Below are 11,970 nucleotides of genomic sequence, written 5' to 3'. Positions count from 1 at the left end.
AGTCGAAGGGTCGCTATAGTCTAAGCATAGGCCATCGTCGGGAAACCGCTAGGGACTGTCGACGTTTCGGCGTCGCTATGGAACAAGGTTGTTTTTTGGCTAAACAGACTCGAATGCGAGATTATTTGCCTGCGCTTTCCTGCAGCTTTTTCAGCACCCGCGACACTGCGATAAAACCGAAAGTGGCGGTGACCGCCGTGGCGGCGCCAAAGCCGGAAGCGCAGTCCAGACGCGTACTCTCCATATTGCCCGGTTTGCTCTGGCAGACTTCACCCCCTGCATCGGGGTAAACCTGCTGCTCAGTAGAGAATACCGCTTCAATGCTGAAACGGCGTTGCGGGTTGTCGGGAAAGTTATATTCCTGACGCAGGCGCTTGCGGGTTTTCGCCAGCAGCGGGTCGTGATAGGTGCGGCTCAGGTCGCAGGCTTCGATGCGAGTAGGGTCGGTCTGGCCGCCAGCGCCGCCGACGGTGACGATCTTGATCTTGTTGCGTCGGCAGTAAGCGATGATGGCGCATTTATGACGTACGCTGTCGATAGCGTCGATGATGAAGTCATAGCCGCGATCCAATAATTCCGCCACATTTTTCTCGGTGACGAATTTGAACTCGGTGCGCACGTCGCATTCCGGGTTGATCGCCTTGATGCGTTCCGCCATCACTTCAATTTTATTGCGCCCAACCGTGTTCTGCAGAGCGTGAATCTGCCGGTTGGTGTTGGACACGCAGATGTCGTCCATATCGATCAGGGTGATGGTCCCCACTCCTGAGCGGGCCAGGGCTTCCGCCGCCCAGGAGCCGACGCCGCCAATGCCGATCACGCAGACGTGGGCGTTGCGAAAGCGCTCCAGCGCGCGTTGGCCGTACAGGCGGGCGATGCCCCCGAAGCGAAAACTGTAATCTGAATCTGTCATGGCGGTCTGATCCGGGACTAATGCTGAATGAATCCGGCTGAGCGCGCGGGAACCTTGGCGCGGCGCAAGCAAAGCGCGGATTATAAGCGCCATCGGGCAATTTTTCTAAATTTTCCAAGCAGTCATGGACGGCTCTTTTTTGCCAATAAGGGCAAGATGATCTTTACTTATCTACAGGATATCGGCAAGAGCGCGCCTAAAATTTCGACTTCATAAGCCAACCAGAGGGAGATTTTGACCGCCTGCAAATTGGCTACTGGCGAAACTCAGGTGGAGACCGTTCGCTTGATTCAGTAGTCATATTCAAACAACCGCTATCGTACATGCAGACAACTATAACTGGACTTATACATGACCATTCCCATTCTTATTTGCGATGACTCAGGCGTGGCGCGCAAGCAGATGGCCAAGTCGCTGCCTGCGGGCTGGGATGTTGAGGTCAGTTTCGCCGCCAACGGCCAGGAAGCGATTGACCTGATTCATCAGGGGCTGGGGGATGTGTTATTTCTCGACCTCAATATGCCGGTTATGGACGGCTATCAGACGCTTGAGGTGATCAGCAAGGAAGAGTTGCCGACGATCGTCATTGTCGTATCCGGCGATATTCAGCCCGACGCCAGAAAACGCGTAATTGGGCTGGGCGCTTTCGATTTTATTAAAAAGCCGATCAACGGCGACGAGTTGACGGCGATTCTGCAGAAGACCGGTCTTTACAACGAGTCCGATGCGCCGGCCAAGAAGTCCGCCCCGGCGGTGGACCGCACCGTCAGCCATCAGGGCGCTATTTCCATGTTCGACGCCTTCCAGGAGGTGGCCAACGTCGCCATGGGGCAGGCGGCCGACCTGCTGGCGCGTTTACTGGATGTGTTTGTGCTGCTGCCGATACCGCGGGTGAATCTGCTGGAAATATCCGAACTGCAAATGGCGCTGCAGGCGACAGAGGACAACGATACGTATTCTGGCGTATGTCAGGGGTTTATCGGCTCAGGTATCGCCGGCGAAGCCTTCCTGCTGTTCCATGACTCCAGCTTCAAGGACATGGCGAAGCTGATGCGTTATGACGGCAAACTGAATGAGCTGGTTGAACTGGAGCTGCTGATGGATGTGTCCTCAGTGCTGATCGGCGCCTGCATCAAAGGCATCGCCGAACAGTTGGACATCGCCTTCAGCCAGGGGCATCCGGTGGTGCTGGGGCAGCATGTGAACGTCGGCGACCTGTTGAGCAACAACAACTGGCGCTGGACTAAAACCCTGGCCATCGAGATTTGCTACAGCATTGAGAACTACAACATCAATTGCGATCTGCTGCTGCTTTTTACGGAAGACTCGCTGCCGGTATTTCGCGATAAAGTGGCGTATCTAATATAGGGCGTACGTAATGTCAGGCGTATGTAATAAAAAATAAAAGGAAAACGATAAATCCATGGCTGAGAATCACTTCGACATTACTGAATTCCACTGGGTAATGGATATGCTCCAGACCATCGATGTCGGACTGGTGGTGCTGGACTCGGAATACCGCATCAACGTCTGGAACAGCTTCATGGAGAACCATAGCGGGCTGAGGCCGCATGTGGTGAAAGATCAGGTGCTGTTCGATGTCTTCAAGGAAATACCTGAGGAGTGGTTCAAGCACAAAACCCAATCCGTATTCCTGCTCAAGAACCGCACCTTCACCACCTGGGAGCAGCGTCCATTTCTGTTCCGCTTCAAAAATTACCGTCCTATCACCGGGACGGAAGAGTTCATGTACCAGAACATCACCATTACGCCTTTGGTGTCGCCTAACGGCGAAGTGCAGAACATCTGCCTGATCATATACGACGTCACCGACATCGCCAGTAACCGCCGCCAATTGGAGGCCGCCAACTCCAAACTGGAAAAGCTCAGCCGCATCGACCGACTGACTCAGCTCAACAACCGCGGTTATTGGGAAGAACAGCTAGTGAAAGAGTATCAGCGGCTGAAGCGCACCAATGAGGCGAGCACGCTGATCATGTTCGATATTGATCACTTCAAGAAGGTCAACGACACCTATGGTCACCCCGCCGGGGATGAAGTGATTCGCCTGGTGGCCGCCACGTTGCGGGAAACCATGCGCAGTACGGATATCGCCGGCCGCTACGGCGGTGAAGAATTCGGCGTCATATTGGTGAATACCGACTGCAAAAACGCCATGAACTTCGCTGAGCGCCTGCGCACCCGCATTGAGAATCTGGAAGTCACTCACGAGGGGCAAGATATCCGTTTCACGATCAGCCTGGGGCTGGCTGAACTGGATAAAAAGATTAAAGATCATAAAGAATGGATCGAGCGCGCCGACAACGCCTTGTACGCTTCCAAACAAGGCGGACGCAACCGCGCCACGACCTATGAAAAATAACGAGCGAATTCAGTGAAGTGCGCGTCCCCAAAGGCTTGGAAAGGAGTTGTGATGTGATAAAAAGTCACCGCTAGGGGGAAAGTGGGCGCTATCAACATTTTTTTGCTTTTAAACGGTCGTTTGGTTAGAGTTTCGGCGGTCGTTTGTCGCGAGAACCAGAAATGAAGGCGTCCCCAAGGAGTCGGTTGAAAAATCCAGCTACCCACCTGCATGCTGAATTAAAAATCAAGCGAGGACTGTTGTCGCGGGAGTGGGTAAAGGTGCAGATTCTGCAATTTTCCGCGGAAGGCATGCTGTTGCGCACGGATGAAAACCTTCAGGTCGGGGGCAAAGCGGTCATTTCTCTCAAGCTGCCCATGGACTTTGGCGATATCGCCATCAAAAAAGTCGAAATCAATGTTAAAGACCGCCAGAAGGTGTGTAGCTGCTTTGACTACGAGGTTGAATTCAATTTGGGCGGCAGCATGCTGCAGAGCGACAGGATTCGCAAAGACCTCAAACAGATTGAATCCCTTCTTTCCCGCTACGACTCACTGATCAACAAAATCCGTAACGGCCCGCTTTCCAGCAACAATCCCGGCTGATCTTTTCTCTCCTCCCATTGGCGCGACCCCATCATATTTACGCAATCTCACGTCAAAACTGGCGACTTCCGCTGTTGTCTGAAAAACTTGTAAAGCAAACCATGTTAACCCTGGTTAACGTATGGAGTATGCTAGTTCCGCCAGAGAGTTTAATCGCCGTGGAGGTAAATTTTGGCTAAGCGGACAAAGGACGACAGCAAGCAAAAAACAGCGCCGGCTACCAGGACCAAGCGGTTTCTGAAGCTGGCCGGCATGACGGCGTCCGTGGCGGGCAGTTATGCGGCGGAGCGGGTGCGACGCGCCTTCAATGAAGAGGACAAGGAGGAGCGTCAAGCCAAGGCCTACGACAAGATGGCCAATCAAATCGCCGACACCCTTGGCGAATTAAAAGGCGCGGTGATGAAAGTGGGGCAGATCGCCTCCCAGACCCAGGATTTTTTACCTAAAGAGTTTTCTCAGGCGTTGCAGCGCTTGCAGAAAGAAGCGCCGCCCATGGACTATGAGGTGATCGCCAAGCAGGTCGAGAGAGAGCTGGGCGCGGCGCCGGAAGAACTGTTCAAAGAATTCAGCGAGGAGCCCTACGCAGCGGCATCCATAGGCCAGGTTCACAAGGCGATGACGCTGGATGGGAAAGAGGTTATCGTCAAAGTGCAGTATCCAGGCGTGGATCGATCCGTGGACTCTGACCTCAAGCAGCTTAAGTTGACGCTGAAACTGGGGGGATTGCTCAAGCTGCCAAAAGAAAGCGTTGATCAGCTGTTCGAGGAAATTCGCGAGCGTCTTAATGAAGAGCTGGATTATGAGAATGAAGCCCGCAACATTGCGGATTTCCAGCGCTTTCACGCCAAGGATGAAGGTTTGATCATTCCCAGCGTCGTGCGTCAGCTATCCAGTAAGCGGGTGTTGACCATGGAGTGCGTGGAAGGGGATCACATCAGCGCGGTCAGCGCAGAGGCATACGGGCAGGACGTCATTAACCTGATCGGCCGACGCCTGTTCCGCATCATGGCGGATCAGCTATTCAAGTTTCACGCGATTCATGGCGACCCTCACGCGGGCAACTTCGCGTTTCGCCCTGACGGCTCTATCATCATGTATGACTTCGGCTGCGTAAAACGCCTGAAGCCGGAGATAGTGCACGCCTACAGTCAGGCTTTGACGGCGGGGCTCAATGCGGATTATGACGCGCTGGACAATTATCTGGTGGACCTGGGCGTCAGGGTAAGCGGAAAGCCGGCGGTGGAGCAGGACTACTACGCCATGTGGCGGGATATCTTCATACGTCCGTTCCGCAGCAAGGATGAGGAATTCGACTTCGCCAGCTCTAATCTGCATAAGCAGGTGGCGTCCAAGGCTACCACCGTTTTCAAGTACATGGACTTTTTCCAGCCGCCCGTGGAGAGCCTGTTTATCGACAGGATGATCGCCGGTCACTACTGGATGATGATGCGATTAGGGGTGCAGGCGGCTTTCCGTAAGGAGCTGGAAGATTACCTCGATCTTTCCTCCGCAGCCTGATAAGGCGCCCAAAATGGTCACTTTCTGCCCTTTTCGGGCGGAAGTGTGACGTAGTTTGGGTTTGTAACGCCGTATCTCTCACGGAAAACGAGCTAACTCAGTGGCAATATAAACGTTCGCGAAAAGCTAAGCGTTGTTGTATTGATACGGTAGTGAGCTAGTAAGTCCATGTTGAAAAGTCTTCGTGAAACACTGATGGGACGAATCGTCGGCGAGAAGCGTTCCAGTAAGCAAGTTGAGGAGAAAAAGGCGGAAGTCAAAGCTCCTCCGGTGGAATTTGAAATGAGCGCACTTGAAGCACTGCGCGTTTCTACTGTGACTCGCCGGGTGTAATAGCCCGCTGAACAAAACAACATAACGCCAAAAGATGTAGCTGAACGCTTTCTTTTGTGTGAATAGGGACCTGGATGGTCCCTGTTTTTTTTAGCCCCTCTGAAACCAACCTCAATCATACTCAAAGACCGGTATTAAGCCGGCGGCCCCTATACACGCAGGGGCCTTTCTTCTGTGACTTATCGCCGCAAACTCTGGCGCGATGCGGGTGAAATGTTGGAAAGTTTGCCCGCAAGCCCTTACACCTGCCTTTAAATCTGTTATATAACAGGCCTTTATTCTCCCGGATTAGTGAACGTGTCTACCTCCGAGCATCCTGAATGCGCCATCTATCTTGCTGATATTCGCCAGATCGACCCGGGCCTTGATGGCCGTTACTGCGCCATGCTGGGTCCAGGAGAAGACGAACGGCTTTCCTCGTTTCGTTTTCCCGAGGGGCGTTTAAGTTTTTTGCTGGGGCGGGCATTGGCTCGGACTCAACTGGCGGAAAGGCTGCACTGCGAGCCGGCGGAGGTCGCGATTGCCATCAGCGACAAGGGCAAGCCTTTTCTGAGCGATAGGGATGCGGCCTGGTGTTTCAGCATCGCCCATGCCGGCGCCTGGGTAGCGGTGGCGATCGCGAAGACGCCTGTAGGGCTCGATCTTGAGCGCGCGGAGCGGCGCAACGTCAAGGCGTTGGCGCGTCGCTTTTATACGGAGCAGGAATATCAGTGGGTGTGCGGGCAACCTGAAGAAAGTCAGGCGCAATGCTTCTTTCGTATCTGGACGCTGAAAGAGGCGGAGGTGAAACGGCGTGGTTCGGCCATGTCGGAACTGCTGTCCGGGGCGCCGTTTCGTCTGCATGGCGACTTGGCGGTGGCGGAATTTGCTGAAGGTGCGGCCTGTGGCTATGGGCTGTTTCAATGGCGTGAAGAGCAGTTGTTGGGAGTGGCCCTGAGCGAGCCGCGCCCGATGCGCTTTTTTGAAGGCTTGCCGGGACAGGGCTACGTCCAGGTTTCGCCAAGTCTTCTGGCTGGTTCGGAAAACTGGCGACATCAATAATAGAAAGAGAGTGGATACTAATAATGTCAGAATACTCAACACTTAGCGTTACACAGGAAGGCGGCGTCGCCGTCATTGAATTGAATCGTCCCGACAAAGCCAATGCGCTGAACATGGCGATGTGGGAAGAAATCGGTCTGGCGTTTCGTCGGGCGGATCAGGAAAGCACAGTGCGGGTAGTGGTGCTGCGCGGCGCGGGTAAGCACTTCTGCTCAGGTATCGACCTGATGGACTTCGCTTCTGTCATGACCGGCAAGGAAAAGTGCGACGGTCGTCGTCGTGAAGAGCTGCGCCGTCTGATTCTCAAGCTGCAAGGCTGTCTCTCCGCCATTGAAGACTGCCGTAAACCCGTGCTTGCCGCCTTGCATGGCGGTTGTATCGGCGGCGGCGTGGATATGGTGGCGAGTTGCGATATGCGCTACATCTCTGCGGAAGGCTATCTGCAGATCAAGGAAATCGATATCGGCATGACGGCGGATGTGGGCACGTTGCAAAGACTGCCGCATATCATTGGCGATGGCGTCATGCGGGAGCTGGCGTATATCGGCCGTAAGGTCGACGCGGAAGAGGCGCGGGCCATTGGTTTGGTTAATCGTGTATATGAGTCGCCGGAAGCCTTGATGGCGGGCGTCATGGAAACTGCTCAGGTGATCGCCAGCAAGTCGCCTTTAGCGATTCGCGGCACGAAAGAGATGATCAAATACACCCGTGACCACAGCGTCGCGGACAGTCTGAATTACGTCGCTACCTGGAATGCGGCGATGTTGATCAGCGAGGATATTCAGGAAGCCATGATGGCGCAGATGCAGAAGCGTGAGCCCAAGTTCAGGGACTAGTCAGCTGTGAAGAAAGGGGAGGCGGGTCCTCCCCTGAAATGTTAAGTCTTACTTTTTGTTCCTGTGTCTTGGTCTTTCTTCGTTGATTTTCAGGAACATGTCTCGCGCTCTGACGCCCAGGTCAGGGTTATCCGTAAAGAATCCGCTTACCCCAAGACCAAGCATTTGAATGGCTTCGCCAGTCAGCGTCTGTGGTTCGTTGTTCGGATGCAGGGTCAGGAACTGTTCTTCCACACGTAACGTATAAGGGTGAATCTCCAGTCCGTTAGCCAGGGCTTCCTGCAGGAAGGGGTGCACGCCGCCGGTCAGCTTACTGCCAACTTCAGCTTTGCCGTCGCCGTTGGTGTCTTCCTTTTCGTCAAGGCTGGCGCGCAGCAGGAAGCTGTTTTTCCAGGGGCCGACGCCTTCCGCGTAGTTGTCCGCAATAAACTTGACGGTTTCCGGGCTGACCAGTTTGCCGTATCCGGTTGTATCGGTGACGCCGCCCTCGATCAGGTCATTCAACTCGCCATAGATCATTGCCATGTCCGCGCCGTGTTTCGCGTTGTAGTACATGTCGTAGGGGCGAGAGAAGTTGCTGTCCGGTTGTACGTAGATATCGTCAAAGTCGCCATACAACTGCACCAGCGGCAGATCTACGTTGTTGCTGGGCATGATGTCCTTCTGCAATTCCATCAGGTTTTCAACCTCGAAGGATTGAATGTAAACCCGTGTGGGATCGGTGAAGTTTTCGCTGACCAGGGTTTCGATCAACTTGCGGCCGATGGACATATTGATTTTGCCGCCTTCCAGAAACTCGCCTTCTTTCGCGAAGTAAGTGGGGTGCTTGGTTTCTGGATAGAGGCCGACTTTTTTGCCGGTGTTATGTTCGATCAGACGCACCATGCCGATAATTTCTTCCAGCGTGGGAATGGCGAATTTGCCGTCAAAGCGCGTGTTGCGAGGACGTACCTCCGGAATGCGCTCTTTGGCGCGCAAGGTTTTGATTTCCGCCAGGGTGAAGTCTTCACTGAACCAGCCGGTCATGGCGACGCCGTCGATCATTTTGGTGGTTTTGCGGTCGGCGAATTCTGGGTGATCCGCTACGTCAGTGGAGCCGCCCAGCTCGTTTTCATGGCGGGCGATCAGGTGTCCGTCTTTGGTTGGCACGAGGTCGGGTTCGATAAAATCCGCGCCCTGGCGAATGGCCAGCCAGTAGCTGGCGAGCGTGTGCTCAGGACGGTATCCGGGAGCGCCCCGATGGCCGATGACGATAGGGTGGTCGGCGGCTGCGGTGGCGACCGCCGGTTGCTTGGCCTGCGCTGCGGTAACTCCTGCGCTGAGCGCGGCCGCGGCGATCCAGGGGAGACACTTCGGCCAAGTGAAATACTGTTTCATCGTTATATCCCTAATTAGATTTCTCATTCACAATCAGTAGAGTACAAACTAATAGAAGAAAATGACAGTTTAAGGTCACGCTATTTTTAGCCGCTTAAAGCCATCGTGAGCAAGTTTCAATTTGGTCATGAAAACCAGGATTTGCAGGGGTTTACAGACGCTCTTTAAAGGCTCTCAGAGGCCTTTATTGCGATTGCCCACAGTCGTTTTGGGCGCTCTTTACAGAAATTTAATGCGCCTTTATGAAGAACAAGGTCAAGCACAAAGACAAGCACTTAGACCCGCAAAAATAGGAAAGAGCGATCAGACTGAGGGAGAGGAAGTAAGCCGGAAGTTTTACTTCCAGCTTACTGAAGAGGGCTGTCAGAGGTGGTCCATTTCCCAGGTGACGGAATAGGAAGCGGAGACGCCTTGTGATTGCGGGCTGCCGGATAGGCTGCCGCCTGAATTGAACTCGACTTTGTATGTGCGGCCTTTTTCAGTGGGAATCTCGATATAGCTCACACCATCTTTGAATCCGTTTTTCGGATCATAAGTGATGCTTCCTCTATAGCCATTTCCTCCTGCTGATACATAGCTGTTCAGGGGCAGGCAGGAGCCTTTTTCCGGGCAGTTGCGGTCCATTTGCTCAACACTGAAGTTGATGCGCAATACACCGTCTTCGGTAGCGCGGATACTGTGCTGGAAGTTGCCGCCGTGGCTGACTGCAACGCCGGTCCGGTCTCCCTCGCTGCGGACGATATCTGCGTCAATGCGGTAGCTCAGTGTGGCTCCGTTATCGAAGTGGGAGACTTCCAGATTGTAATCCAGAGAGGCGGACGCGCTGCTTCCATTGACGCTGAGGTCGTAATGTTGGCGCACAGGTTCTGCACTGTGCAGTGTCTTGCTCTCGTATTCTCTCTGGGTTTCGCCGCCAACACCGGTCTGAGCCGTGCTTCTGTAATACTCAAACAGGGTTTCGGCGGCGCTGACCTGAGTGGAAAGCATTGTTGCGGCCGCAGCCATAAGTATCAGATTCTTCTTCATAAATCGTATTCCTTGAAAACATCACAAGAGATTGGCCATAGAGCTGGATCGCGTTTCCGGGCGCTTTCCATGCAATAACTCATCGCGGAGCCGAGACTGGCTCAGGCGTTGAGGAGTTATGTGGCGCTAGAATAAATCGGCGGGAAGACGCTGACTTGTAAAAAACGGACACGGTTTTACGGAAGGGGAGAGAACAAAAAATGGGGCCAAAGGCCCCGAATGACATCGTTGGGAAAAGTCGGTAAGACGAGCCCGAAAGGGCTTAGAAAATCTGCTTGCTCATGATGTTGGAGAAGTCGCTTTCAATGCCTGAGGTGTCCACCACGGTGACGGCGAAGTAGTGAACGCCGCTGCCCAGGCCGCCAAAGGTGTAGTCTGTCGCATCTGCCTGCGTTTCCACGCTGGCGCCCCAGGAGCCGTCTTCAGTGGTGTGATAGATGCGGTAGGCTGAGATTTCCTGTTGGGCCAATGCGCTGCCGTCTTCGCGAGTATTCGGTGTGTTCCAGACCAGGCGCACGCTTTGGTTGACCGTCAGGGACAAAGTTGCGCCGCTGCTGGTGACGGAGCCGGTGGCGTTGCTGATGATAACGTCATAAACGCCTGCGTCGCTGTCGTCCAGGTTTGACAGGCTCAGGTAAGACTGCACGGCGTCAGCGATGACGACGCCATTTTTACGCCACTGATAGTTCAAAGCTCCGCTGCCTGACGCGCTGACGTTCAGAGTAACTGACTCCCCTTTGCCGGCGCTTTGCGAGGCGGGCTGCAGGCTGATGACGATATCCAGGGCGACGTCGCTTTCCTGGCTGGAATCCTGAGAGTCGTTCTGGACTTGGTCCTGCTGTGTGTCCTGCTGGGTTTGAGTGGAAGAGCCTGAATTGGTCTGGCTGCTGTCCGTAACAGTGTCATTGGTGGTGGATGAATTAGTCGTGGAAGTCTCCGTCTGGGTGGCGGTTTGCGCGTTGGCTTCAGACGCTGAACTTGTGCTTTCCACCTGTGAAGAAGTGGCCCCTTGAATGGAGACAGAGCCGTTGTCGGAGCTTTCACCCGCCGCTCCGCCGCCGCAGCCATGTAACGCCAGCGTCGCGGCTAAAATCGCGGTGGACAGTAATCTGGTTTGGGTGGTTTGAGCAGCCATCGGTCACTTCCTTCGTTATATGTCAACTTATGATCAATAGTAGATGGCTATAAATGAAAAAGACTGTAAAACGTCACACGTAGCTAACGTAAATCGTCAAAAAAATGACGAATCAGGCTAAATCTTGAACTTTGTATGCAAAGTGTGCGGTTCCTCTCAGTTTGTGAGAGCCGGAAAGAGTCCGAGAAAGGAAAACGAGTGAGGAAGAAGAGAGAAAGAAGTGCGAGGATCGAATAGTCCAATGCGCGGATGTACGTTCTGATCGCTAGCGAGTAAAGTGGCCGGCCCTCGCAATCGCTAACATGGCGAGCGGATCAGATGAGCATTGTCGTTATCTTTACCTTTACTTAGGGATGAGCGCCTCCATGAACTTCTATGAACAATATCTTGCGCCCTGGCTAACGGACTGGACCGATTGGGCGCTGCTGGCCTGTGGCGTCTACACAGTTATGTTTGGGATGTTTGAGATGTTCTGGCGGCGGACAAGGGCGTATGATTATTTGTCTACTGCAAACTTTGTCCTGCTTCTGTTACTGCAATTCCTACTACCTGTAATGGCCGTCTGGGGCGCTGATTTTGTGCAGCCGGGGCTGATCTTCATGGCGATCTACACGGCGCTCTTTTTTATCAGCACTTCTCATGTAAACGAGGGCGGAATCGCATTCATGATCCACCTCCAACTATTGATGCTGATCCTTCCCCTCGCGATTCTGATCCGAGTGATCCGGTTTATTTGGATGCTGTTTTAAGGGAGATTTGAGTGGCGTTCTTGCTGTGCAGCCTGGGCGATAAGATAGACATGAACCAATTGTGCGCTGACTCTA

Annotated in this window: 13 protein-coding genes; 9 read left to right on the top strand and 4 right to left on the bottom strand. The window is 53.7% G+C overall.

The genetic code is table 11. The annotated features are described in order from the left end of the window. Nucleotides 1–121 precede the first annotated feature (121 nt). Nucleotides 122–913, bottom strand: a complete 792-nt coding sequence (tcdA, locus tag KP814_RS27270; protein ID WP_216739747.1) for a tRNA cyclic N6-threonylcarbamoyladenosine(37) synthase TcdA — start codon at nucleotides 911–913, stop codon at nucleotides 122–124. Between the two features lie 27 nt (nucleotides 914–940). Here tcdA and KP814_RS27265 point away from each other — a divergent pair, with 27 nt between their 5' ends. The 8 genes from KP814_RS27265 (at nucleotide 941) to KP814_RS27230 (ending at nucleotide 7,608) form a co-directional block, all read left to right on the top strand. Then, the gene (locus KP814_RS27265; RefSeq protein ID WP_216739746.1) at nucleotides 941–1,129 is read left to right on the top strand and encodes a hypothetical protein; all 189 of its coding nucleotides are present in this window, start codon (nucleotides 941–943) and stop codon (nucleotides 1,127–1,129) included. Nucleotides 1,130–1,264: 135 nt separating this feature from the next. Beyond that, complete coding sequence (locus tag KP814_RS27260; protein ID WP_216739745.1) at nucleotides 1,265–2,281, top strand: response regulator; 1,017 nt, start codon at nucleotides 1,265–1,267, stop codon at nucleotides 2,279–2,281. A 55-nt stretch (nucleotides 2,282–2,336) separates the two neighbouring features. Beyond that, nucleotides 2,337–3,296: a diguanylate cyclase gene (locus KP814_RS27255; RefSeq protein WP_253938669.1), complete on the top strand. Its 960-nt coding sequence runs from the start codon at nucleotides 2,337–2,339 to the stop codon at nucleotides 3,294–3,296. Between the two features lie 185 nt (nucleotides 3,297–3,481). Continuing rightward, nucleotides 3,482–3,880, top strand: coding sequence for a hypothetical protein (locus tag KP814_RS27250; protein WP_253938668.1), 399 nt, complete (start codon nucleotides 3,482–3,484; stop codon nucleotides 3,878–3,880). Between the two features lie 171 nt (nucleotides 3,881–4,051). Then, nucleotides 4,052–5,398, top strand: coding sequence for an AarF/ABC1/UbiB kinase family protein (locus KP814_RS27245; RefSeq protein ID WP_216739743.1), 1,347 nt, complete (start codon nucleotides 4,052–4,054; stop codon nucleotides 5,396–5,398). Between the two features lie 168 nt (nucleotides 5,399–5,566). Beyond that, nucleotides 5,567–5,731 (top strand): hypothetical protein, encoded by a 165-nt coding sequence (locus tag KP814_RS27240; protein ID WP_216739742.1) that lies wholly within the window; start codon nucleotides 5,567–5,569, stop codon nucleotides 5,729–5,731. A gap of 297 nt (nucleotides 5,732–6,028) precedes the next feature. Beyond that, nucleotides 6,029–6,772, top strand: a complete 744-nt coding sequence (locus KP814_RS27235; protein WP_216739741.1) for a 4'-phosphopantetheinyl transferase superfamily protein — start codon at nucleotides 6,029–6,031, stop codon at nucleotides 6,770–6,772. A gap of 23 nt (nucleotides 6,773–6,795) precedes the next feature. Further along, complete coding sequence (locus KP814_RS27230; RefSeq protein ID WP_216739740.1) at nucleotides 6,796–7,608, top strand: crotonase/enoyl-CoA hydratase family protein; 813 nt, start codon at nucleotides 6,796–6,798, stop codon at nucleotides 7,606–7,608. Nucleotides 7,609–7,656: 48 nt separating this feature from the next. Here the strand turns inward: KP814_RS27230 and KP814_RS27225 are convergent, their stop codons facing one another. The 3 genes from KP814_RS27225 to KP814_RS27215 form a co-directional block, all read right to left on the bottom strand. Continuing rightward, a complete protein-coding gene (locus tag KP814_RS27225) occupies nucleotides 7,657–8,985 on the bottom strand; it encodes a glycerophosphodiester phosphodiesterase family protein (protein WP_216739739.1) in 1,329 nt (442 codons plus the stop codon). 363 nt (nucleotides 8,986–9,348) lie between these two features. Then, entirely contained in the window at nucleotides 9,349–10,011 is a 663-nt protein-coding gene (locus tag KP814_RS27220) for a hypothetical protein (protein WP_216739738.1), read from the bottom strand. A 262-nt stretch (nucleotides 10,012–10,273) separates the two neighbouring features. Next, on the bottom strand, nucleotides 10,274–11,146 hold the full coding sequence (locus KP814_RS27215) for an immunoglobulin domain-containing protein (RefSeq protein ID WP_216739737.1): 873 nt from the start codon (nucleotides 11,144–11,146) through the stop codon (nucleotides 10,274–10,276). 365 nt (nucleotides 11,147–11,511) lie between these two features. On the opposite strand from KP814_RS27215, the gene KP814_RS27210 reads away from it, so the two are divergent. Next, nucleotides 11,512–11,895, top strand: a complete 384-nt coding sequence (locus KP814_RS27210) for a hypothetical protein (RefSeq protein WP_216739736.1) — start codon at nucleotides 11,512–11,514, stop codon at nucleotides 11,893–11,895. Nucleotides 11,896–11,970: the final 75 nt, after the last annotated feature.

Source organism: Hahella sp. HN01, from assembly GCF_018986435.1.
Classification (GTDB): Bacteria; Pseudomonadota; Gammaproteobacteria; order Pseudomonadales; family Oleiphilaceae; genus Hahella.
Note: the sequence above shows the minus strand (reverse complement) of the source record. Positions and strands in the feature narration are given on the sequence as shown.